Origin of the sequence: Microbacterium sp. PM5 (genome assembly GCF_003293595.1) — a bacterium.
Classification (GTDB): Bacteria; Actinomycetota; Actinomycetes; order Actinomycetales; family Microbacteriaceae; genus Microbacterium.
The window spans coordinates 391,530-414,262 of the sequence record NZ_CP022162.1 but is presented as its reverse complement, the minus strand read 5'-3'; the positions used below and the strand labels follow the sequence as shown (position 1 = coordinate 414,262).

General features: G+C 67.0%; 24 protein-coding genes and 1 tRNA gene. 14 read left to right on the top strand and 11 right to left on the bottom strand.

The annotated features are described in order from the left end of the window. Positions 1 to 2: 2 nt before the first annotated feature. Positions 3 to 1,145, bottom strand: a complete 1,143-nt coding sequence (locus CEP17_RS02005; RefSeq protein ID WP_162722392.1) for an ABC transporter substrate-binding protein — start codon at positions 1,143 to 1,145, stop codon at positions 3 to 5. A gap of 81 nt (positions 1,146 to 1,226) precedes the next feature. Here CEP17_RS02005 and CEP17_RS15055 point away from each other — a divergent pair, with 81 nt between their 5' ends. The 5 genes from CEP17_RS15055 (at position 1,227) to CEP17_RS01985 (ending at position 3,934) form a co-directional block, all read left to right on the top strand. Beyond that, positions 1,227 to 1,370, top strand: coding sequence for a hypothetical protein (locus CEP17_RS15055; protein WP_162722391.1), 144 nt, complete (start codon positions 1,227 to 1,229; stop codon positions 1,368 to 1,370). A gap of 202 nt (positions 1,371 to 1,572) precedes the next feature. After that, the gene (locus CEP17_RS02000; protein WP_112931072.1) at positions 1,573 to 1,815 is read left to right on the top strand and encodes a hypothetical protein; all 243 of its coding nucleotides are present in this window, start codon (positions 1,573 to 1,575) and stop codon (positions 1,813 to 1,815) included. Positions 1,816 to 1,956: 141 nt separating this feature from the next. Then, a complete protein-coding gene (locus CEP17_RS01995; RefSeq protein WP_112931071.1) occupies positions 1,957 to 3,045 on the top strand; it encodes a hypothetical protein in 1,089 nt (362 codons plus the stop codon). Positions 3,046 to 3,101: 56 nt separating this feature from the next. Then, entirely contained in the window at positions 3,102 to 3,287 is a 186-nt protein-coding gene (locus tag CEP17_RS01990) for a hypothetical protein (protein ID WP_112931070.1), read from the top strand. After that, positions 3,284 to 3,934, top strand: coding sequence for a hypothetical protein (locus tag CEP17_RS01985; protein WP_112931069.1), 651 nt, complete (start codon positions 3,284 to 3,286; stop codon positions 3,932 to 3,934). Before CEP17_RS01990 ends, CEP17_RS01985 begins: the two co-directional genes overlap by 4 nt. A 19-nt stretch (positions 3,935 to 3,953) precedes the next feature. Here CEP17_RS01985 and CEP17_RS01980 read toward each other — a convergent pair whose 3' ends face one another. The 4 genes from CEP17_RS01980 to CEP17_RS01965 form a co-directional block, all read right to left on the bottom strand. After that, positions 3,954 to 4,721, bottom strand: a complete 768-nt coding sequence (locus CEP17_RS01980; protein ID WP_112931068.1) for a TatD family hydrolase — start codon at positions 4,719 to 4,721, stop codon at positions 3,954 to 3,956. Then, a complete protein-coding gene (locus tag CEP17_RS01975) occupies positions 4,718 to 6,010 on the bottom strand; it encodes a hypothetical protein (RefSeq protein WP_112931067.1) in 1,293 nt (430 codons plus the stop codon). The genes CEP17_RS01980 and CEP17_RS01975 overlap by 4 nt, the downstream gene beginning before the upstream one ends. 2 nt (positions 6,011 to 6,012) lie before the next feature. Then, complete coding sequence (locus CEP17_RS15160; protein WP_204359850.1) at positions 6,013 to 6,669, bottom strand: hypothetical protein; 657 nt, start codon at positions 6,667 to 6,669, stop codon at positions 6,013 to 6,015. Between the two features lie 122 nt (positions 6,670 to 6,791). Next, positions 6,792 to 8,735, bottom strand: coding sequence for a P-loop NTPase fold protein (locus CEP17_RS01965; protein WP_112931066.1), 1,944 nt, complete (start codon positions 8,733 to 8,735; stop codon positions 6,792 to 6,794). Positions 8,736 to 10,013: 1,278 nt separating this feature from the next. On the opposite strand from CEP17_RS01965, the gene CEP17_RS15050 reads away from it, so the two are divergent. Continuing rightward, a complete protein-coding gene (locus CEP17_RS15050) occupies positions 10,014 to 10,265 on the top strand; it encodes a hypothetical protein (protein ID WP_162722390.1) in 252 nt (83 codons plus the stop codon). A gap of 334 nt (positions 10,266 to 10,599) precedes the next feature. Here the strand turns inward: CEP17_RS15050 and CEP17_RS01955 are convergent. After that, positions 10,600 to 10,675, bottom strand: a tRNA-Ala gene (locus tag CEP17_RS01955). Between the two features lie 58 nt (positions 10,676 to 10,733). Here CEP17_RS01955 and CEP17_RS01950 point away from each other — a divergent pair. Beyond that, on the top strand, positions 10,734 to 11,933 hold the full coding sequence (locus CEP17_RS01950; RefSeq protein WP_112931064.1) for an amidohydrolase family protein: 1,200 nt from the start codon (positions 10,734 to 10,736) through the stop codon (positions 11,931 to 11,933). 27 nt (positions 11,934 to 11,960) lie between these two features. On the opposite strand, the gene CEP17_RS01945 is transcribed toward CEP17_RS01950, so the two are convergent. From CEP17_RS01945 to galU, 3 genes are all read right to left on the bottom strand, one after another. Next, on the bottom strand, positions 11,961 to 12,881 hold the full coding sequence (locus tag CEP17_RS01945; RefSeq protein ID WP_112931063.1) for a large exoprotein: 921 nt from the start codon (positions 12,879 to 12,881) through the stop codon (positions 11,961 to 11,963). Between the two features lie 108 nt (positions 12,882 to 12,989). After that, positions 12,990 to 13,619 carry a GNAT family protein gene (locus CEP17_RS01940; protein ID WP_036316303.1) on the bottom strand — a complete coding sequence of 210 codons (630 nt, stop codon included), beginning with the start codon at positions 13,617 to 13,619 and terminating at the stop codon, positions 12,990 to 12,992. Between the two features lie 34 nt (positions 13,620 to 13,653). After that, positions 13,654 to 14,532 (bottom strand): UTP--glucose-1-phosphate uridylyltransferase GalU, encoded by an 879-nt coding sequence (gene galU, locus CEP17_RS01935; protein ID WP_112931062.1) that lies wholly within the window; start codon positions 14,530 to 14,532, stop codon positions 13,654 to 13,656. Between the two features lie 81 nt (positions 14,533 to 14,613). Here galU and CEP17_RS01930 point away from each other — a divergent pair, with 81 nt between their 5' ends. From CEP17_RS01930 to mscL, 3 genes are read left to right on the top strand one after another with little or no spacing between them, the layout of a single operon-like run. Then, entirely contained in the window at positions 14,614 to 15,210 is a 597-nt protein-coding gene (locus CEP17_RS01930) for a 5-formyltetrahydrofolate cyclo-ligase (protein ID WP_112931061.1), read from the top strand. A 19-nt stretch (positions 15,211 to 15,229) separates the two neighbouring features. Continuing rightward, positions 15,230 to 15,499, top strand: coding sequence for an FmdB family zinc ribbon protein (locus CEP17_RS01925; protein WP_039412030.1), 270 nt, complete (start codon positions 15,230 to 15,232; stop codon positions 15,497 to 15,499). Positions 15,500 to 15,528: 29 nt separating this feature from the next. Beyond that, the gene (gene mscL, locus CEP17_RS01920; RefSeq protein ID WP_112931060.1) at positions 15,529 to 15,945 is read left to right on the top strand and encodes a large conductance mechanosensitive channel protein MscL; all 417 of its coding nucleotides are present in this window, start codon (positions 15,529 to 15,531) and stop codon (positions 15,943 to 15,945) included. Positions 15,946 to 16,004: 59 nt separating this feature from the next. Here the strand turns inward: mscL and CEP17_RS01910 are convergent, their stop codons facing one another. Beyond that, the gene (locus tag CEP17_RS01910) at positions 16,005 to 16,196 is read right to left on the bottom strand and encodes a hypothetical protein (RefSeq protein ID WP_112931059.1); all 192 of its coding nucleotides are present in this window, start codon (positions 16,194 to 16,196) and stop codon (positions 16,005 to 16,007) included. Between the two features lie 5 nt (positions 16,197 to 16,201). Beyond that, positions 16,202 to 19,894 carry an AAA family ATPase gene (locus CEP17_RS01905; protein ID WP_239498566.1) on the bottom strand — a complete coding sequence of 1,231 codons (3,693 nt, stop codon included), beginning with the start codon at positions 19,892 to 19,894 and terminating at the stop codon, positions 16,202 to 16,204. A 209-nt stretch (positions 19,895 to 20,103) separates the two neighbouring features. Between CEP17_RS01905 and CEP17_RS01900 the strand changes: the two genes are divergently transcribed. The 4 genes from CEP17_RS01900 to CEP17_RS01885 all read left to right on the top strand — a co-directional run bounded on the left by CEP17_RS01900 (position 20,104) and on the right by CEP17_RS01885 (position 22,728). After that, complete coding sequence (locus CEP17_RS01900; RefSeq protein ID WP_112931057.1) at positions 20,104 to 20,652, top strand: methylated-DNA--[protein]-cysteine S-methyltransferase; 549 nt, start codon at positions 20,104 to 20,106, stop codon at positions 20,650 to 20,652. A 123-nt stretch (positions 20,653 to 20,775) separates the two neighbouring features. Further along, positions 20,776 to 21,624, top strand: a complete 849-nt coding sequence (locus CEP17_RS01895) for a LuxR C-terminal-related transcriptional regulator (RefSeq protein ID WP_112931056.1) — start codon at positions 20,776 to 20,778, stop codon at positions 21,622 to 21,624. Positions 21,625 to 21,653: 29 nt separating this feature from the next. Continuing rightward, complete coding sequence (locus tag CEP17_RS01890; protein ID WP_036318047.1) at positions 21,654 to 22,004, top strand: Lsr2 family protein; 351 nt, start codon at positions 21,654 to 21,656, stop codon at positions 22,002 to 22,004. Between the two features lie 73 nt (positions 22,005 to 22,077). After that, a complete protein-coding gene (locus CEP17_RS01885; protein ID WP_112931055.1) occupies positions 22,078 to 22,728 on the top strand; it encodes a response regulator in 651 nt (216 codons plus the stop codon). Positions 22,729 to 22,733: the final 5 nt, after the last annotated feature.

Here is a 22,733-nt window from a genome sequence, read left to right as displayed (position 1 = left end):
CGCTACGGGGCGGCGGGGACGCTGAAGCCCGGGATCAGATCCGGGTTCTCGGCGTACAGCTCGCTCAGCAGCGATGTGTCGAACTGCGACGCGTCGGCGGTGATGCCGGCGGCGCCGAGGGAGGTGACGGCCTGCGTCACCAGATCGGGTGTCAGCGTGAAGATGCCGTTCTTGACGGTGTCGCTGGTCAGCATGAAGCTCGGCAGCACGGTCGCACTGGACAGCTGGAGTGTGGCGTCGAGGTCGTTGTCCTTTCCGCCGTACTCCATCGCGATGTCAGCGATGCCCTGAGGACCGGCGGCGAGGGCGGCATTCCAGCCTTCGATGACGGACTTCATCATCGCCTTGACCTCGTCGCGGTGGTTGGTGAGCATGTCATCGCTCACGACGACGGCGTCGCCGAACTGGGCGTAGCCGGCGTCGCTGAAGCTGAGGGTGACGACGTCGCCGCCGGCCTGCTTCACCGCGATCGGGTAGTTCGTCAGGAAGCCGACGAGGGCGTCGACATCGCCCTTCATGAGCGGATCGATGCCGTTGGGAACCGAGACGAAGGTCACCGTGTCGGCGGGCAGCTTGTTGGCCGCCAGCACCGCCTCGACCGCGAGCTTGCCACCCGCGTCGACGCCGATCTTCTTGCCCTTGAGGTCCGCGACCGAGGCGATGGGGTTGGCTTTGAGCGACACGAAACCGACCGGGCTCTTCACGAACTGGGCGCCGATGATCTTCAGCGGCGCACCCCCCTGGATGGCGCCGGTGATGCCGGTGAGGTCGGAGGCGAGCCCGATGGTGGCGTTGCCTGCCAGCACGGTGTCCCACGGGTTCGTGGTGCCGCCGCCGGCGATGATGTCGACCGACGAGAAGCCGTTCTTGGTGTAGTCGCCGTTCTTGTCGGCGTAGTAGTAGCCGGCGAACTCGTAGTTCTTGATCCAGCTGAGGGCGACCCCGCCGGTGCCGAAGTCGGCGGTTCCGGCGGAGCTGGTGGATGCCGCCGGCGTGCTCGCGCAGCCGGAGAGCAGGACGGCTGCGGTGACCGCGGCTGCCAGGGCGGTGGTGAGGCGAGTACGACGGGTGAAGCGGGCGGAGCGTGTGGAGCGGGAGGAGCTGTGCGCCATATCGGATGCGGCGCGCGGAGTCGGGTTCGTCACTGTGAGACCTCCATCTCGTTCGCGGGACGCCCCAAACGTAAAGCTTTTACATTTCGTGAATCGCGTCGAGGTGTTTCACGGGTGTTACTGTTCAGCCAGTCCGGCCCCTGGTGGGTGGGAGCAGTCGGCCTCATCGCCGCCGGCACCGGAATCTTCATTCTGATCCGCGTCATCGGCGAGGGCACCCGGATCCTGACCACCGGCGCGGCGGGGTTCGACTTCTGAGAGCCGCACGCGACCACCAACGAGGAACGGCGCCTCTCCTGCGGGAGAGACGCCGTCTGTGGTGGACCTACTGCACGTCTACTCCAAACAATCCCCCGCCACGCTCCGTCCCGCTGAGCTCCTGGCGAAAGCCGGGCACGCAAGCCGCCCCACCGTTGCGGCAACCAAGCCGCGAACAGCGCGACGGCTTCGACCCGAAGAGGTGGAGACGCTGATCGCTCACTACATCGAGAATCGGAGCGTCACCGCCGCAGCGAAAGCGCTGAGGATCACACGACAGACCGCGGGCAAGTACATCACCAATGCGGGCTTCGCCACAGTCAGAAGAATGACCGACCGCGACATCGAACTCGCCCGCGAAGCGGCTCAAGCAGGCGAGACCCCACATAGCATCGCCCGCACGCTCGGCTTCAGCCCACACACCATCGCGAAGGCACTGAGTTGAGGCACGCCAGACATGCCAGCTCTCTGTCTAAGTCGCACGACCGTAATTGGACGCGATGTGGGCTGACGCAAGCGCGAGCGATTCAAAGGATGTGTCGGAGGGCGCGACAAGAATAGAGAGCAGACTTCGAAGGGATCCAGGATGCACCTCCATCTGCGCGCAGACAGCGTTCATCTGAGCGAGAGCCATGCAAAGGCACTCGACGATGAGTTCTTCCTCTCCCACCCCGCCGCCTACTTCGCTTCGCGCATCTCGGCGCTCCTCGCAGCAGAGCGAACCACTGACTCCCCGACCCCGACCTCGGAGCCGGCGTTCTTCGAAGCGCTCGGACTGACGAAAACTGACGGACTGCTGTCGTTCGACGAGCAGGATCGGCGTCTGCAGGTTGCCGTCGAAGCCCTCAGCCTGCGCCATCAGGCTGCCGAAGCCCTCCTTCGATTTCTTCACGCTGTGGCGGCGGCGAAGCCAAAGGCAGGCGACGCCTCGAGCACATGGTTGGCCATCGCGGACAGCCCGACGCCACTCATCGAGGTGGTCGAGAAGACCATGACTGCCCTGAACGGCGAGGACGACCTATTCCTGCGCTGCCTATTCACACCCGGCACGCGCGTCGACGACATGGCAGCTGCCGCCGCGGATACCGCCATCGCGTGGCTGAACCATGCCAGCGCGCTCCTGACGGGCGACGAGCTATCCGTCAATGCCGCGCACAACAAGGTGAAGCACGGCCTCGCCGTAAGCGCCCGGGGTGACGTCCGGATCGAGTTCATTAAGACGCCGCCAAATGACCTCGGCCAGGTACCGGTGAGCGCGTTCGGGGAAGGCAAGTCGGTCCCGATCTTCGATCGACCGATGCTTACATACCTCAGCCGCCCACATATGAAACCAAAGCAAGGCGTCGAGGCTATCTCGCTACGCGTCGATGTCCCCGTCGTACTCGCGGAGGCCTGGATGATCGCAAACGTCTACGCCGCTGTGTTTCACGCGCGCGCAATACGACACTTTGGCGCGGACCTGCCGGACGGCGTCGCGCCGTATCCGACGCTAGCCATTGGTCGGCTTCCTGAACACGTCATCGGTGGAAGGCCGCTCGGGTACCGACAGGCCGTGACATTGCCACCCGATGGCACCACGAAGCCTCGCAAGTCGGGGCTGTTCTTTCACGGCAGCTTCATTTCGATGGATATCGACTACGACAGCAAGATCACCGGCGTAGTAGTCGACGGCTGATTCTCCTGTTGGTGTCGGACCGGCTGGCTAGCCTTGTGAGCAGGAGAGGACGAGACATGATCACGGTGGACTGCACACAATGCGGCGAGACGATGGAGCTCTCCGTCAAGCCCCGAGAGCGTTGGACGCCGCTGCCCAAGAACGAGCGTCTGACGATGATCCCGTACTCGTTCGACGAGTGGGTGTGTCCCAAGGGTCACCGCCGCGACCTGACCTACGCCGAGTCCCGGATGTTCGAATGAGCCCAGATGATGTCATGGCAGTCGCAACGGTTGTTGGCGTCGTCATCGCGGGACTATTCGGCGTAACCGGCTTCGTCGTCGGACTGATCGGGTTGCACCACGCGAACAAGGCGAAAGAAGCGGCGGCTGGAGCGAACCTCATCGCAAAGGACGCCAACTCGATAGCGACGAGAGCCAACACGCTGTCGACCGAGGCGAACAGTATCGCGCGGGAAGCAAATGAGATTGCGCGCGCGAGCGAGGTGCGTGCCACCGAGCAGCACGACGTGACTTGGGATTGTGACTGGAAGTCCCCGGGCCTCTACGCCGTGCGCAATGAAGGTAAGCAAACAGCACATAAGGTATGGATTCAGATCACGGTGGGTGACGAGGTTGAGGAAGCGAGCCTGGATGTCATTGAGGGCGGCCAGACGGTGCTCCTTGAGATGCCAAAGTCCAGGGCGATCTGGGAAGCCGAACAGCGCGCCGAGCAAGAGCGTCAGCGCCCAAAACACACCAGCGGACCGTTCGGCGGCTTCTCGACCCCAAATCTCTCCGTGCCAGCCCTCAACTATCACTACGTGCGCGACCGAATCCTGTGGAGGACGGAGCTCGGGACGCCACGAGAGCACGACAAAAGCTTCAATCTGGGGTCCGTAGGCCCTTAAGCCGCGAGTCGTGTGTCATTCAGGGCAGTTGTTCAAACGTCCCCCGCCACGCGACCCCGAACCGTTCTTGTCCCCCAGCTCCGTCGACGAGCGTTCGGAAGTTCCGCCAGAGCTGAACGCGCACCTCTCGTAGTTCAAGGCTGTGCAGCTTCGCGATGCGGCGCTCCACCTCAGCTACTCCCCCGGGTTGTTTCACACCAGCCGTTCGGCGGTCACCGTAAGGGTGATCAGTCTCGGGCAGCATCCGCTCAAGCGGAATGAGTTCGAGAATCTCGATCGACGACATCATGGCCGGGGGTAGCGAGAAATAGCAGCCGAGTCGGACCGCCTCCTCTGTGAGCTCCGCCGAGCCGGTCCACCAATGCAGAATCACGCCCCCGACCGGTGTGCGGTGCAGTTCCCGTAGTACCTGGAAGTGGGCACCCGAACTGTGCACGCTCACTACGCGTGGCTGTCGTTGGAGTTCCGCGAGAACTGCGCGGAACACCCGCACCTGATCAGCCAGCGGTACACGACTCGCACCGTCGAGGCCGACCTCCCCGACAAACGCAGATGATTCAACCGCGGTGCGGAACGCACCGGCATCAAACCCTTTTATGTTCCGCACAAGCCCGGGGTGCACACCGACGCCCCAGCTTGCCCGCGAGTCGTTTCGCGACCGTACCGCCGCGAACTCGTCAGTGGAGCGGGTCATCGCCAAGATGAACGCGCCAAGACTCCGCACTGCAGCCGGATCGATATCTGTGGCGAGGTGCGCATGCGTGTCTAGCGGTGGTGGAGTCCTCATAGAGCTAGGCGTCCGAGTTCCTCACGACCGCGTTGGACTAGCCTCGCGACATCGGCGAGCGGGATGTCCGCTGGTATCTGCAGGCGGGATAGGTCAGACTCTCCGAACGGCGAGGCGAGAAAGTCACGCATCGCCGGCACGACCGTCTTGACTTCGAGCCAGTTGCGCTGCTTGTCATTCGCCGGCGTGAGGTAGTGAGTGCCGTCGTTCAGCCCGCTCGCCGCGAATGAGGCTTTCCGAAGCACGCACCCGAAGCAGACGCCACAGGCCACATCTGGGCCAATGCCGTAAGACCGGGCGCCCGTGTGCGAGCAGGAAGACGTAGACGACAAGAACGCAGAAGCCGTCGCGCTGCCGATCGCATCACTCACGAGCGAGAACATCTCTCCCTTCGTCGCGGCGGCGTAGGGATTGACGACATCATGATGTGCACCGACCGCTTCGAGGACTCGCTTGAGATCTGCGATGAACTTTGGGTGAGTGGTCTTGGTTGACAGGCTCCCGCGGCGACTCTTCGAGAGCGGCGGGTTGATCGACGCATAGCCGTTCTCCGGAAGCCACAGCGGTAGGTCCTCGACTGACGCGACAGCCAGCCCGAGCGCGATGAAGAGGAGCGAACGGGACCGCGTCGAATCCTCCTTGCCGTAGGCCGCTCCGCTCGGCGCATGCCGCCCACGCGCGATCCGCACCTTGATGTGGTCCGCGGTTGAACCCTTAGCCGCGCGCTCGATCTCATCGGCCACCCGTGTTTGAAGGGGACGCAGATTTGTTGACGCCCAACTCGACACCAGCACTTGCTTCTCACCGCGTCCCGCGAGCTCGAGTGCGGAAAGCAGCGCTCCCGTTGCCGAGTCCGCGCCGCCGCTCAGGAGCACCGCACGCTTCGCTCCGATGACGGCGTTTCCGAGCTGCTCCGGTGCCCCGATTTCGCGTCGGAAGGTGAGCGACCAGGCGTCGCCGGTCAGGAAGCCAAGCAGCCGTTCGAGATCACTCTTGACTCCGTTCCATGGGCTAGCCGCAAGTACGTCGATTGTGAGTGAGATATCTCGCTGGTTCCATCGGGACAGACTGCCCGAGCGACTGGCTGAGCGGTCGGCGGCCAGCACTGCGGCGGCGATGCGCACGAAGTCGACGTTGCGGTTCTTCACTAGCCCGTACTCAGCAAGCCGCGGTCCGACGTTGGCATGGAAGTATGGCATGCTCTGTTTGCTGTGCCAGAAAAAGGTGGTGTCCGCGTCGGTCGGCAGCGGGTCGGTGGGCGGAAGGACGGAAAGTCGGAACTCGAACATGACTACGCATCACCCCCGCGGTGGGCGCGTCGCAGCCACTTCAGCCCGCGCTGAATGGCGTTGTCGATGTCCTTCTGGCTCGCGCCGGACTGAGCCAGGTTCGATCCGGCCGCGAGCTGCTGGCTTGTCTCGTACACACCGCTGATGAAGTCTTCGCGGGATACGGCGTCGGTGGAGTGAAACTCGCCGGCCTCAGAGAGAAAGATCTCGGCCACGATCAGGCCGATGGCATGTTCCGCGGTCGCGACCGCGTCCGGCAACGTCGGATTCTCAGTCGTATCAAACATCCAGTCCAGGAGATGAGCAGCGATATCGCGCTGTTCTTCTGCGGGGATGTCGCTCCCCATGTCGGCGTCGCAGACGACATCGAGAAGCGCGCGCACCAATTCGGAACGAGACGGGAGGCCGGAGAGACGATCGAAGTCGAGTCCCGCCTTGGCAAGTGTCTCACGATCACCCTCGCGGAACGCCCTTGCGAGCCCAGCAGCGCGACTTGCGGTCGAGGCGTACGCGCGGGCGTCGCGGCGCGGCGAGCTCTGCTTCTTGGATCCGCCACCTTGACGGCCTCCGCCACCTCCCGAACCGGCTCCCCCGCCGCCTCCGCCGGAACCGCCGCTCGAACGTGGGAACACTGGGATATTGAGCGTCTGCGCAATCACACTCCGAGGAACCGGCGTCTTAGATCCGTCAGTCTGCGACTGCGACCAGGAATTGACGCCGTCGCGAAGGGCACTCGACACCTTGCTCGTCGAACCCTTATAAGACGAGCTGGTCCCCACGGCTAGATGCCTTCCTTGACGGCACCGAATGCCCCAACAAGTTCGTCTTTGCCACTAGCCGTGACCATGGCTTCGAACTGGTTGAGAATCACCGGTGCGTCAGTGGCCTGCAGTGTCGTGAGCGCCGAGACCTTGAGCTCGGCGGGCTTGATTCGCTTGAGCGCGTTCACCACCGAGTCGACAGCACCAGCCTGCACGCGCGAGGTACGCAGCATGGCAATGATCCCCTGAGCCTGCCGCGCTGGTTCGTCCACGATGACACCACCGATGTAGGACACGAGACGCGTTGCGTTCGATTGTTCGAGTTGCCGAAGCATGTCGTCGCTCACGCGGCGCGCCTCACCAGGCGAGCGAGAAAGGAGCTGCGTAGCCATATCGCGGATCGACTCAGGAAGCGCATCCGACTCCAGGAAGACGCTCTTGAAGCTTGCCGCGAAGACGAGATACGGCGCGATGTCCTTCCTCGCGAGGGCGGGCGAGAGGCGCGCCCACCGAACCAATCCTTCGCTGAACTGAAGCTTCGCTTCGGTCGGTGCGGGCCGCTCAGCCTCCGCGACCTTGCCACCTGCCTTCTCGTTGCCCTCTGCGGGTGTCTCGCCCGAAACGTCTGCATCCAGCTGATCATCGGCGGACTTGGGAGTGTCACCTGTCGTGTCGTCAGTCCCATCCGTGGCCTGCGGAGTACCCGCAAACGTCTCGAGAGCTTCGAGGTTCGTGCGCAGCGTGCGCTGCCGAAGCCAGTCCGTCAGAGTCTTGAAGTCGTCGGGGAAGTACTGCTCAAGCACCATGAGCTTGGCGATCATGGCCTCGTCCAGCGAGATGCCGCGCTTGGCAGCGATCGAAAGGCGCACGGACAGGTCGTTCAGGAACCGCTTGATTCGTCGAGGATTACCGCGGGTCTTCTCGTGGACGATGGGGCGAATGCGCGCGGCGTTGTTGCGCTGCTCGGCGAAGTCTGCCCGTTGCAGGGACTTGACGGACTCCAGCATTGCCGCCGCGCGACGTGCTTCGGCAACCTCCGCGACAATGACGTTGTAGTCATCGTCGTCGGGCACGAGCGAGCGAATCTGAAGCAGCACGAGATACGCCTCAGTGTCGAAATCACTGAGCGCAGGAACGGGTACCGACGTCTGCACGATCTTGTGGAGATACAGCCGAGCAGGAGACTCCTCACCGATCTCGCCGTCGTCGGAGAACCGGGTCGCGATCGCTTCCGCGACACGTTCTTCGTCGGCGGCGATGACGAACGACATCTTCGGTACCGACAGGAAGAGGCGAATCGTCTCGAGCGTCTCGACCACGGTCTCCGGGAGACACCGGTCGAGGTCATCGACGAGCACAACGACGTTCTCGATCAAGGAGAGACCCTCGGACTCTAGCAGCTTCTCAAACTCGGCTCGGAACTGCACCATGTCGGTGATCGGCTCTGGTTGCTCCTCGCCCTCGACGTCGCTCTTCGGCTTCACGAGATCGAGCACGCTCTGCACCGATGGGAGGGTGACCGTGATCGCCGACGTGGCTGCAAGCTTCATCGCCTTTGTCCAGTCGACGCGCTTGACGAGTCGCCTGAGAAGCGACTTTGACTTTTGGCCGAGCCCGTCCTCTGGCAAGGCCGCCTCGATCCCCGCGAGGATTTCGCCGATGAGCGATTCCTTTATGCCGAGCTGCGGGTCGTAGCGCCAGGGGTCGGTTTCGATCACGATACGAGACGCCGACTGCCCTTCGGACTCGCGCAATTGGCGTCCGATGAGACGAAGTACCGAAGTCTTGCCACTCCCCCAGCTACCCGAGAGCCCAAGGGCGATTGGGTCGAGGCGAGGATCGAGGACTGCGTCCACCACAGTCGACGCGACAGCATCAAAAGAAAGCAGGTCAACTTCAGTTGGCTCGTCCAGCAGAAGCGGGTAACGCTTCGAGTCGGTACTACTTTCTTCTGTCTCTGTCATGCTCAATCCCCCAAAAGAGCTCTAGCGAGTTTCCTCATCGAACTCGTACATATATTCTATCATTTCCCGGTCGCACCGCCCAGACAGTTGCCCGGATACCGGCTTGTGCCGCAACCTCACCCCAGCGACTACGCCCGACTGTAGTGGTCGCTTGTGACGCATCGAGGCTGAATCGCAGCGGTCACGGACAGCATCTGAAGCTGGCGCTCACCTAGATTCTCGCGAGGTCACTCCCGCCACCGGCGATGGTCGAGCTCACGGACGACACCCCGCGCCCAAGCTAGAACAGCGCCGAGCACACGATGACTCCCGTATCGCCGACGACGCCGTTCATCAAGACGCCGCCGACTGGCTCTGGTTATGAACGGTTCGACGAAGAATTGCAAGCCACAAACGACGTTCGGGCATGAAAGAGCCCGCACATCCGGTGACGAGTGGCTCTACGACGATGAACTCGTCGGGGCTCTTTCGTACCGCGATGGTGCGGGCTAGTTGTCAGTGCGCGGATTCGGACGATCCGCGTCGTGAAGCCGTGCGATAGCTGTGCGTATCCGCTCCTGATAGTCCGGTTGGCTGAACCGATCATCGATCATCTCTCGGATCGCAATCCTGATGAGGTTCAAGATCGACTCCTCCTCGATGAGCGACATCTTCACCAGTGCTGCGAAATCGCGGTAGGGAACACCAACCCTTGTGGGAACTCGAATCCGTCGTCTTCCACTTCGGCGGTCAGGTCTGGCGCTCGGTGTTCGCGCAGGAAACCATCGCGCGTTTCAAAGTCATCTTCCGTAGATAGTTCCTCTCAGCTCCATTCCGAGAGCAAGCGGGACCCCCTCATCCGATTCAGGGAGCCGCCACGAGCTCACGAGCAAAGCGAGCGCGCGGCGGCGACCTGAAGGCGGACGGTGTCATACCCCCAGCGTCTACCGGCCTTAGTTATGAACGACTTGGTCTGGAGTTGCAAGCACAAACGGCGTTCGGGCATGAAAGAGCCCGCACATCCGGTGACGAGTGGCTCTACGACGATCGCTCGTCGGGGCTTTTTCGTACCGCGATGGTGCGGGCTGTCTCTTTGTGAGGTGTGATGCCAGCGCCAGCGAAGCGGGTCGTGCCGCCAAGAGCCAGCCCGTGGACCCGAGACTCGCCGTAGACCCAAGCATTCTCGTATATGAGCGCACGGCCGAGAACGCGCGCGTCGTCAAACACTCGTGCGTCGTCGAAGATGCGGGCAGCTTCGCGTACCTGCGCCCGCCCATACACTTCAGCTTGATTTGTCACATGACCCACGGGCACCTTCTACGCGAGCGCACCCTCTACGACAACGGCCACTTCGGCTACACCCACAGACCGCTCCGCAAAGCCTGGGCGATCCTTCACCGCGTCGCCGAGAACGGACACGTCTTCACCTTCGTCCGCCACACAGCCCCACGCACCACCTCACGCCTGGAAGGGCTCAATTCCCAGATCAGACACCTCCTGCGCCACCACCGAGGCATGCCCATCGAGCATCGACGCCGCGCCATCGAATAGCTCCTGCTCCTGCACGAGATCCCCATCGACCACGCCCGCCGATACGCCCACAGCCCCGCAGCACCGACCGCCCCCAACGCCGACGCAGACCACCCCGACGACCTCGCCCCGGTCCTCTACGACCCGGACCTCGACGCCTCCGAAGGCCTCTGGCTCAGAACCGGCTCGGCAGGACGTACATGACACGCCCGACCCATCCACTATTTCTGGCCTGTAAGCCCCGACACGACCCCCGCGAACGACAACGCCCGCCCGCCTACAAGGGCGGAGCGGGCGGTGATGTCGGGCGCGAACTCCTCCGTTGACGATGTCAATGTTTGGAGTAAGCGTTCTGTGGTGGACCTAAGGAGATTCGAACTCCTGACCTCCTCGATGCGAACGAGGCGCGCTACCAACTGCGCCATAGGCCCTTACGTCCTCAACATTATCACGCGTCTCGGGCCCCGCTTGCACCGGCAGGATGGAGGCATGAGCCCCACCCCTGCTGACATCGATGTCGTTCGCAACGTCCGGCTGTGGTCGCACCCGAGCCACGCGGTCGATCTCCGTATCGCCGGCGGGATGATCGGCGCGGTCACGCCGACGTCCGACGACACCGCCGTGGACACCGCCGGGAACGTCGTCAATGGACGCGGACTGCTCGCCCTGCCCGGTCTCGTCAACGCGCACGCGCACATCGACAAGTCGTGGTGGGGACTGCCATGGCAGTCCTACGGCGGTGAGGGGACGACCGAGGGCCGCATCCGTCACGAGCGGGCCCACCGCGACGAGATCGGGATGCCGTCGACAGAGATCACCGGCAACGTCCTCGAGCAGCTCGTGAGCCACGGCACCACCGCGATCCGCACGCACGTCGACGTCGATCTGGGGCTCGAGCTGCGCGGCATCGAGGCCGTGCGTGAGGCCGTCGCCGCCTACGACGGTGCGCTGGCCGTCGAGATCGTGGCCTTCCCGCAAGACGGTGTCCTTCGCCGTCCTGGCGTGCTCGCGCTTCTCGACCGCGCCGCGCGCGAGGGCGTCGAGTACATCGGCGGGCTCGACCCGGCCACCATCGACCGCGACCCGGTGGGGCAGATCGACGCCCTGCTCGCCCTGTCGGCCGACCATGGCGTGGGCATCGACATCCACCTGCACGATCCCGCCGAGCTGGGGGCCTTCCAGATCGAACTCATCCTCGAGCGCGTCGAACGGTTGGCGCTGCAGGGCCGCGTCAACATCGCGCACGGCTTCGCCGTCGCCCAACTCGATGCCTCCCGCCGCCGTGACCTGCTCGCACGGATGGGCGGTCTGGCAGTCACCATGACGACCGTCGCCCCGCTCCGACTCCCCCAGCTGCCGTTGCACGAGCTCGACGGGGCCGGCGTCGCCTTCGGGTTCGGCACCGACGGCATCCGTGACCTGTGGAGCCCCTACGGCACCGGAGACCTCCTCGGTATCGCCTGGCAGTACGCGCGCGCATCGAGCATCGTGCGCGACGACGACCTCCTCCGTGTCGTCGAGATCGCGACGGGCGCCTCCGCCTCCTTCGCCGGCCTGGCGACGAATCGACTGCAGGCAGGAGACCGCGCCGACATCGTGCTCGTGGATGCCGAGAACGCCATGGACGCCCTCGTTCGCACCCCGCGACGCGAGGTCGTCATCGGCCGCGGACGACTCCTGGTCGGCTGAGCCGACCGGTCGTGTCATCAGCCGGTGCTACTGACCGGAGGCGCGGCGTTCCAGCAGGCGGCGCACATGGGCCTCGATGGCGGCGTCGCCCGCGGCCGCTCCGCCGACGAGCTCGTCGTCGTGGGCTGCAGGCCGCGGCTGCAGCGTGACGGGACGCTGACGCTCGGCGCGCGCGCGCATCGCTTCCTCGACGGCGCCGCGACGCAGCGCTTCGCGCGCGTCGGCCTCGTCGAGCACTGCGGCGGCACGTGAGCCGGCCGACACGGTGAGCGGCCGCGGAAGCTCTCGCGGCACCCACGAGCTGCGCTCGGCTTCCAGAGCGACATCCTGCACGTCGGCTGCGACGCGTTCGATCGGCGCGACCGCCTCACGGACGACCAGGCGACGCTGCACGCGCGACATCCGCTGCAGCAGCAGGGCGCAGCCCACGAACAGCACCCCGGCCAGCCAGAGCATCAGCTGCGCGCCGGTCGTGGCCAGCTGCACGCCGCCCCACGCGCCCAGCGCGAGAGCGGCGACGGCGACGAGAGTGACGACGAGGCGTGCCCGCCGACGAGCCTGGGCACGACGGATCTCGGGACGCGCGCGCTCGCGAGCGGCCGCACGCGCGGCGGCCTCGCGGGCGGCCGCGGCCTCGGCGCGCGCCTGCAGTTTGGTGACTTCGAGCTCGGCGCGTACGCGGGCGAGCTCGGCCTGCTCGCGCTCGGTCTGGGCCTGACGGGCCAGTCGCTGCTGGGCCATCGCCGTGCGCGCGTTGAGCTCGAGCCGCACTTCCTGCGGGGTCTCACTGGTCTCGGCGAGTACACGCAGCGCCTGATTCAACCGCACCGCGTTGCGCTCAGCGGCATTGAACTGGTGTCGGCCGTGCCACGACGGCAGAAGGTAGATCATCCACAGCGCCACGGCGACGAGGACGACCACGCCGCCGCCGAGAACCTGTCCACCCATGTCCCCCACGGTAGGGCCGAGGCGACGCGATCGGGCGACATCCGACCGCGTGTCTGACCTTCATGTCGAACCTGAAGGTTTCGCGGCCTCCTGCCGCGCTGCGACGGGTCAGCCGGCGGGGCGGTCGGTGAGCGGCACGGTCGCCGCGCTCTCGGGCGCGCGACCCTGCAACCACCGCTGCAGCACGCCTTCGGGAACCTCCTCGCGCACCAGCGCGAACGCGTAGTGGTCGCGCCAATCGCCCGCGATATGGATGAATCGCCGCCGCAGCCCCTCGTAACGGAAGCCCAGCTTCTCGACGACCCGCAGACTCGCCCGATTCTCCGGACGGATGCAGATCTCCATGCGGTGCAGCCCGAGCTCACGGAAGCACACGTCGGTCGCCAGGGCGACCGCGGTCGGCGTGATGCCCCGGCCGGCGAACCGCTCGCTCACCCAGTACCCGATCGTCGCCGACGACAGCGACCCGCGGGCGATTCCCCAGACGTTCAGCTGTCCGGCGAGCTCGCCGTCGTACTCCATCACGAAAGGCACGCCGCCACCGTCGCGGTACTGCTGCAGCAGGCGACGGATGCCGAGGCGCATATCGAACGAGACGGGACCGTCGGGGCTGGTCGCCTCCCACGGCCGCAGCCACGAACGGTTGCTCATCAACTCCGACTGCAGCACGCGCGCGTCGCGCTGCTTGATGAGTCGGATCGCGATCGGACCGTGCTCACGGGGAGCCGTCAGTTCCATCGGCACCCCTCACCTCGGCCGCTCAGGATCAGCGTCAGAGCTTCTCCGCAAAGTCCTTCAACCAGGGCCGCAGCTCCGGACCGAGATCGTCGCGGTCGGCGGCCAGCTGCACGATGGCCTTGATGTAGTCCACCCTATCGCCGGTGTCGTAGCGGCGACCGCGGAACACGACGCCCAACACGCCGTCGGTCACGGCCAGCTCCTGGAGGGCGTCGGTGAGCTGGATCTCGCCGCCCTTGCCCGGCTCGGTGCGCTCGAGGATGTCGAACACGCCCGGTGTGAGGACGTACCGACCGATGACGGCGTAGTTGGAGGGGGCATCCTCCTTCTTCGGCTTCTCGACGAGGCCCGTGACGCGGACCACATCGGGATCGTCGGTGGACTCGACGGCGGCGGCCCCGTAGAGGTGGATGTGGTCGGGGTCGACCTCCATGAGGGCGATGACCGTGAGGCCGGACGCCGCGTTCTCCGCCAGCATCTTCGACAGCAGCTCGTCGCGCTCGTCGATCAGGTCATCGCCGAGCATCACCGCGAAGGTCGCGTCTCCGACGTGGTGACGGGCGCGCAGCACGGCGTGGCCGAGACCCTTCGGCTCGCCCTGGCGGACGAAGTGGATGTCGGCGAGCTCCGTCGAGCGCTGCACACTGAGAAGCTTGTCGTGCGCGCCCTTGGTGAGCAGGTTCGACTCGAGCTCGGGCACGGAGTCGAAGTGGTTCGAGATGTTGTTCTTGTTGCGGCCCAGGATGATCAGCACGTCATCGATACCCGCCGCCACCGCCTCTTCGACGACGTACTGGATGGCCGGCTTGTCGACGACGGGCAGCATCTCCTTCGGCATCGCCTTGGTGGCGGGAAGGAACCTCGTGCCGAGACCCGCAGCGGGAATGACGGCCTTGATCGCAGGAGCTGACATGACCCACACCCTACCGGCGCGCACCACCGCGCCCGTGACCGTCGCGGTCGTGCATGTCGGTGCGCCGCCTACAATCGGACCATGACCGACGGCATCGACGATGCGAAACGCGCACTGCGCGCCGACCTCCGCGAGCGCCGTCAGCAGCGTTCCGAAGCGATGCGCTCCGCCGACGCCGCCGGCGTCAAGACTCAGCTCGACGCGCTGATCGCCCGCACCGGCGCACGCTCGATCTCCTGCTTCCTTTCTGCTCCGACCGAGCCGGGCACGCACGAGTTCGTCGCCGACGCCGTCGCGCGCGGCATCCGGGTGCTGCTGCCGATCACCCGCGCCGACGGACTGCTGGACTGGGTGGTCGCCGAGCCCGGCGCCGACATTGCGGAGGGCCTGTTCGGCATGCCCGAACCGGTCGGCGACGTGCTGAGTCCGCTGGCCGTCAACGATGTCGATCTGCTCGTGATCCCCGCCGCTGCCGTCGACCGTTCCGGCATGCGCCTGGGATGGGGACGGGGCTACTTCGACAAGACCCTCGGTTCGATGCAGCACTGCCCGCCCGTCTATGCCGTCGTCTTCGACACCGAACTGCTGGACGAGGTTCCCCGCGACCTCCACGACCAGCCGGTCACCGGTGTCGTGACCCCCACCCGCACCGTCGACCTCGCGTCGCCGCAACGCTGAGCCCTTCCCGGAGGAGACCATGCCCACCTACGCCTATGCCTGCACGCAGTGCGGACACCGCTTCGATGCCGTGCAGTCCTTCTCGGATGCCGCATTGACGCAGTGTCCCGAGTGCGGCGGTGCGCTGCGCAAACAGTACGGATCCGTCGGGGTCACCTTCAACGGTTCCGGCTTCTACCGCACCGACTCGCGTTCGTCCACCTCCGGCGGGGGCGCTGGCGCCGGCGCATCGACTTCGACATCATCGAAGTCCGAGGCGAAGTCCTCGCCCGCTTCGTCGGGGTCGTGACCGGCGCACGCCGGAGAATCGGAGGAACCGTGATCAAGGGCTTCAAAGACTTCATCATGCGCGGCAACGTCATCGACCTCGCGGTCGCTGTCGTGATCGGTGCCGCGTTCACCGCCGTCGTGAACGCGATCGTGGCGTCCATCATCACCCCGCTCATCGAGGTGTTCTGGAAGCCGGGCGACAACGGTGTTCCCGGCATCCCGGTTCCCGCGGTCTGGGGCGGAACGGTCACCTTCCCGATCGGCGACCTGGTCAGCGCGCTCATCAGCTTCCTCGCGGTGGCGATCGTGGTCTACTTCGTGTTCGTGTTCCCGATGAACGCGTGGAAGGAGCGTCAGGCCGCCAAGGCCGGCGTCCCCGAAGACAAAGAGGAGAAGCTGCCGACCGAGCAGGAGCTGCTCATCCAGATCCGCGACCTGCTGGAGAAGAACTCCGCCCCGCGCTGAGCGCGTTTCGCGTCGTCGCTCTTCCGGTCGTCGAGCGAGCGCAGCGAGTCGAAACACACCTAGTAGTGCGGCGGCACGTCCCGCCGCAGGCGGTCATCGTTCGGCCCCGATGCCCCGTCCCCGGTGAGGGGCGGGGCATCGTCACGGATGACGGGGACCTCGGGCGCGGGGTCGGTGCCCGGCGCGGGAGTCAGTCGCGCGCGGCGCGATCCGCGCACGCGCTCGACGCGCTGGCGGCTCTCGTCTGCCACGGGGATCAGCGCAGATCGAGCGGTTCGGTCACGGTGTCGGCGCGTGGCGTCTCGGGCGAGGCGCCGAGGATGGCCGCGATCCGTCCCGCGACCCCGGCCGGGTCGCTGTACAGGTCGAAGGCGTGCACGCGCACGTAGTGCCATCCGAGACGGCGCAGCACCTGGGGGCGCAGTCGCAGGCTCTCACGCAGGGTCTCCCCCATGCTGTCGGCGTCGCTCTCCACGACGACCGCCTTGCCGCGGTGCTGCGCGACCAGGGGAAGGATGCCCCGGTAGTTGACGTCCACGGCGATGCCGAGTGCCCGCAGGTGACCGGCGAGGGCCAGCGTGAGCGGATCGGCGAGGTCTTCGAGCCGGGACTCACGGGCGCGGGCGGCGATGCCGCCGAGGATCGACATGAGCGTCGCCGCACCGGACTCCAGGCGTCCCTCGTCGAAGGCCGAGGGACGGATCGACGAGACGATGACCATCGAGCGACGTGCGCGGGTCATGCCGACCGTGAGGAGGCGTTCTCCGTCGGGACCCGACAGATCGCCGAAGTCGCTCAGCACCCGGCCGTGCTTGGTCAGCCCGAATCCGAGGGAGAAGACGACCCGGTCGCGACTCTCCGCCACCGATTCCTCGAGTCCGAGCACCGCGAACGGCTCGGCCGTGTCGCGGCCGACGAACTCGGCGACGTCGGATCGGCCCGCGAACGCGGCGGCGACGGCGGCGCGCACGCGCTCGGCGTGTCGCACGGATGCCGTGACGACCATGAGGGTCTCGGTGGGACGGTTGACCGCGTGCTCGACCACGAGAGTGACGACGCGGGCGACCTCGGCATCCGGACTCTCGACGGCGCCGGTGATCGGATCGGGTGCGCCGGTGCCGCCTTCGACGTAGTCGACGCTGAGGCTCCCGCGCCCGAGGTAAGAGCCGGCCCAGGGGTAAGAGACGAGTCGACCTTCGTAGAACGCGCCGTTGACGAGCTCGGCGAGGTCCTCACCGCCCGCGCGATAGCTGCGGGTCAGCGTCTCGACCGGAACGAGTTCGGTGAGCCGCTCGAACACGCTGACACCGTCGAAGGGCACATCGGGCTCGTCCTCCGCCGTCGCATGGCCGGCGCCCACGCGGAACGGCGTGGGCCGCTGCGTCACCGGGTCGCCGAAGGCGACCACCTGTCGCGCACGTCGCAGCGCGGGCGCCGCCTCGGCAAGGCACAGCGCCGCGGCATCCGCGACGATGACCACGTCGAACAGCGGCGACTCGGGAATCGAGGGCACTTCATAGGGCGACGCGAGCCACACGGGGGCCAGCGTGCGCACGAGCTTCGGCGCGGCCGCGACCAGCTCCGTCGCAGACGCTCCGCCGCTGCGCAGCAGCTGCTTCAGGGTCGCAGCTTCGCCGGCCTCGTCGACGACGGCGATCTTCCACGTCGTCGCCAGTTCCGCGGCCAGCAGCGGACCCGCCGAGGCCGCGTGCGCCTCATCGACCAGTCGGTAATCGCGTTCGAGCCGGTCGACGACCGATGTGTTCGCACCCAGCAGCGCCCGGTCCGAGCGCAGCATCGCTTCGAGAGCGGACTGCCACCACGCGAACTCGAACTCGGCGGCGACGTGCTCTTCGGGGACGTGGCGGACGGACAGCTCGGTGAGCAGCTCTTCCAGTCCCATGTCGGCCAGCTCGCCGCGCAGGGTGGCACGTTCGACCAGGTTGTCGAAGACGTCGGACGTCGCCGCCAACCCGGCGAGAGTGCGCAGCAGGTACGGAATCGGCAGGGACGCGAGCGGTTCGGTTCGCCCCAGTGCCCGGTCGAGCGCCCCCAGGTCGGCGGCCACACGCTGCCACGCCGTGGCGACGTCGTCCAGGCCCAGGGGGATCTCGGGCATGACGCCCGGATCGACCAGCTGCTGCCACTGCGCGCGCTGCTGCTGCACCCGCAGCAGCGACTCGTGCATGTCGGTGATGTGCATCCCCGGGCGCACGTATTCGCGCGACAGGTTCTTCAGGCGCCGGCGCTGCGGCGATGTCATCGCGGGGGCGTCGCGGCGCGGGGCGTGCGCCTGGATCAGCTCTGCCAGCGGGCGCTCGAAGACGGTGGTGCTGAAGCGGTCGAGCGAGGCCCGAATGCCCTGCAGCAACTGAACGTAGGCACCGAGTTCGGCGAGGGTCGAGAACGGACGCATGCGGGTCTGCGCGATGAGCTCGTAACCGCGCTCGAGCATCGCGGGCACCTCGGTGCGGTGCAGCCGACCGGCGAGCGCGTGGGTGTCGCGGGCCTCTTGAGTAGAGGCGAAGGCCACGCCGTACCACGGCGAATCGTCGGGGCCGAAGCGGAACTCACCGAGCCGGGCCGCCGTTGCCAGGGCCTGCGCCGCCTCGGCACGGCGGGTGCCGAGTGACTGCAGCGTGGCGATATCGAATCGGGTTGCCGCGGAGGGCTGCGGCGTCATCGATGCGATCGTGGCCAGCGTGCGGAGCGCTTCGAGCGGGGAGACCTCGACGCGCGGATGCCGCTGGGTGAGCGAATCGCGATAGTCACGCAGCACGGTGCGCAGGCGCACCAGAGCGTCGTCGACGTCGGCCACCTTGGGCTGCTCCGCCTTCTCGTTGCGCGTGATCGCGCGGATGAGATCGCGGTGCAGGTGGCGCGGCGAGACGGCGAGTCCGGGCAGTCCGATGCCGGCGAGGCGGTGGCGGACGCCTTCGAGGGTGGAGCGGCGCGCGCTGACGACCAGCACCCGCTTGCCGGCGCGCACGAGCTCGCCGACCGCGTTGATCACGGTCTGCGTGCCGCCGGTGCCCGGCAGCGTGTGCACGGCGAGGGACTGTCCGGCGGCGATGCGCGCGAGCACCGCCTCCTGCTCGGCATCCGCATCGAGCAGAAGCCGGTCGGCGGCGGGCGGGCGCTCGTCGGAGCTGACGGGCGCAGCCACCGCCCGGACGATCGACAGGTCCTCACGGTCGGATTCATGGCCAGCGAGAGCGTTCAGGATCGGGTGGTCGAGGCTCTCCGCATCGCGGCTCATCGGCGAGGCGGCATCGGCGAACGTCGACACGACCAGTCGCGGCTGCACCGTGAAGGTGTCGACGTGCGCGGTGAGCGCCCGCAGGTGGTCGATGACCGGCTGCGGCTTGAAGACGCCGCCGTCGTAGGCGAGCTCGGCGAGCGCGCGTCCGTCGATCACGAGACCGAAGTGAGTGCGGGCAGCGACGACGAGCTCGGGATTGATCGTGAAGGTGCCGTGCAGTTTGAGGTCGAAATCGGAATGGTGACGGCGGATGGCGAGCGGGCGCAGCAGCACCGGGGCGGCGTAGGCGACACCGCCGATGCGCCAGCCGGCGATGCCGACCGCCAGATGCACCGTGTCGAGGCCGCGCGTCGTGCGCATCTCGACGTCCTTCGCGGCGATGCGCTCGGCCGCCAACCGTGCCGTGCGCAGGGCGACCTCGTCGCGGAAGAGGTTGGACAGCAGCGTCGAGCGCCCGGTGATGAACTGGGGCAGGCTGCCGGGATGGGCTTTCGTGATGTCGATGCCTGCGTCGCCGGCGTCGGTGTAGTGCAGCAGTGTGGACCTGCCGCCGAGCCACCCCGACTCCTCGCGCAGGCGCGCACGCTCGCCGGCGGCGACGTGGGTCACGACGACACCCGGCTCGGACAGGTCGAGGTCCGCCGGGCTCACCGCGTGACCGTGGTCGGCGTCGTCCACGCCTCGCACGGCGCCATCGTCTGCTCTCCACACACTCGACACCCTAAAGTCCCGATCGCGGCGTTCCCGGTTAGCGCGGCGGGTTTTCGCGGTTTTGGGGCTGGTGTGACGGGTGAGACATCGCGTCGAGCCTCCTCCCCACCCAGGGCGGAGCCTCCCCCCTCCACAGAACGGGATCGCGCGGCGACGATGTCGACCGGCGCGAGCATCATGGAGTCATGACCTCGACCGCCGCATACTCGGTGCACCCGACACCGATCGGCGAGGCCCTCATCGTCGTCGCCGATGGGGGCCTCGTCGCCCTCGACGTGCTGGACGTGTCGCTGACCGCGGCCGACCGCCACCTCGAAGCGATCAGCGCTCGCCGCAACGGCGCCATCGTGCCGGATGCCGTGGCCACCGCCGACGTGGCCGCCCAGCTCGACGAATACTTCGCGGGCACGCGTCGACGCTTCACTCTCGATCTCGACCTGCGCGGAGTCGATGGTTTCGCGCGCCGCGCGCTCGAGGCGATGGACGAGATCCCCTACGGCGAGACGGCGTCGTACGGCGAGCTGGCCATCCTCGCCGGCTCCCCGGGAGCCCACCGCGCGGCGGGATCGGCGTGCGCCCGCACCCCCATCTCGATCGTGATCCCGGCGCATCGCGTCGTGCGCGCCGATGGGTCCATCGGCGAGTACGGCGGACACCCCGAACGCAAACGGTTTCTCCTCGATCTCGAAGCCCGCGTCGTCCGCGACGGCTTCCCTCGGTCCGCCGCCGTGTAGGCCGGTCGCGGCGCGGGCTCCCACAGCGCCGAGTGGGAGCCCGACGGAGCCGGTGACAGCGGCCGGTGATATTCTCGAGCCCACGGGTGACGCGGTCGTCGCCCTCGATGTCAGGGAGGCGAGATGGCGACGCCGACCCCGCTCACTGACAGTGATCTGCTGGCCCATGCCGTCGAGGATCTGGCCACGCGGACAGGCCTTCCCGTCGCCTTCGGCGGTTTCGAGAGAGCGAACGCGGTCGAGGTCACCTCGATCGTCGGAAACCGCACGCCCCACCTGTCGGGGCTGGTCGTGCACGCCAGCCGTGGGCTCGGCGGACGCGCCCTCGTCGAGCGGCGCCCGCGACTCGCTCTCGACTACCGGTCCTCGCGCAACATCACCCACGATTACGATCGCGCGATCCTCGGCGAGGGGATCTCGACGCTGTTCGCTGTGCCCGTGCTCGTCGCCGGGCGCGCACGCGGCGTGCTCTACTGCGGTTCCTGGTCGCCGTCACCTTTCGGGGAGGCCACCGCGCGCATGGCGCTCCAGGTCGCGAGCGATCTGGCGACGGAGTTGCGGGTCAGAGAAGAGGTGCAGCGCCGGCTCGCCGTCGCCCCGGCATCCACGCCCGGTGTCGACCCCGTGCTGCGCGAGCACCTGCGCGACACGTACGCACAGTTGCGTCGCATCGCCGCCGACGTTCCCGATGCCGCCATCCGGCGCCGTCTCGCCGAGATCGAACAGCGCCTCGCCGATCTGACCCGCGACGACGGTGCGAGCACGGAGACGCTCGACGTGAAGCTGTCGCCGCGTGAGATCGATGTGCTCGCGTGCGCGGCACTGGGCCAGACCAACGCCGAGATCGCTGTCGCACTCGGCTTGCGGGAGGGCACCGTCAAGTCGTATCTGCAGTCGGCGATGGCCAAACTCGACACGGGCACGCGCCACGCCGCGGTGACACGGGCGCGACGCGCGGGATTGCTCCCCTGATCAGCCGTCGGTATCAGTAGGCTCTGCCCATGGCCCGCAAAATCGTTCACCAGCTCGTCGATGACCTGGACGGCACCGTTCTCGAAGTCGGTGACGGTGAGACCGTCCTGTTCTCGCTGGACGGCACCGCGTATGAGATCGACCTCACGACCGACAACGCCGCCGCGCTTCGCGACGCGCTGGCGCCCTACGTCGCCGCGGCGCGCAGCGTCTCGTCGCGCGCGGCCGCGCCGCGCCGCGCCGGCGCCCGCGGACAGCGCCGCTCTCAGCAGCGCGATTACGGTCCCATCCGCGAGTGGGCCGCCAAGAACGGTTTCACGGTGTCGGAGCGCGGACGCGTCCCCGCCTCGGTCCTCGAGGCCTACGACGCCGCGCACTGACGGCCCGCGGCACCCACGCCGACGCTCGTCGGCGCCATCACGGCGCCAGCCGCGCGAGCGCTAGGGTGATCTCGTGGCCTCGGACTGGACCCGTCGCGTGCTCGTGGTCGAAGACCAGGCCGCGCTGCGCATGCTCGTGTGCGAGCTGCTCGAGCGTCACGGGTTCGAGACGGCCGCCGCGGGGGACGCGGCGACGGCGACGCGCCTGTTCACCGAGTTCGACCCCGACGCGCTCCTCACCGACATCGACCTCGGCAGTCGCCCCTCCGGCGCCGAGCTGGCCGCCATGCTGTCCGAGCTCGCACCACATCTGGCGATCGTCTTCCTGAGCAGTTATCCGCGCGCAGCGGCCGGCGCGACGGCGATGGGCATCGCCCACGCGGTCTTCGTCTCCAAGCAGGACCTCGACTCCGCGGACGGCCTCGTGTCGGCGCTGGAGCAGGCACTGTCGACGCGGCGGGCCCCGGCGGCGACGACGCCGCCCGCACCCGACGCACGCGACGGGCTCGGAGCCCTGACGCGCCATCAGCTCGAGATCCTGGCGATGGTCGCCCGCGGCTGGTCGAACGAGCGCATCGCGGAAGAGACCGCGTCCAGCGTGCGCGCCGTGGAACGCTCGATCAGCCGCCTGTTCGACCGTTTGGACGTCACGGGCGACCCGACCGTCAGCCCCCGTGTCGCCGCTGCGGCGATGTACCTCGCCGCGTTCGGCCCCGCCCGGTGAGGGTT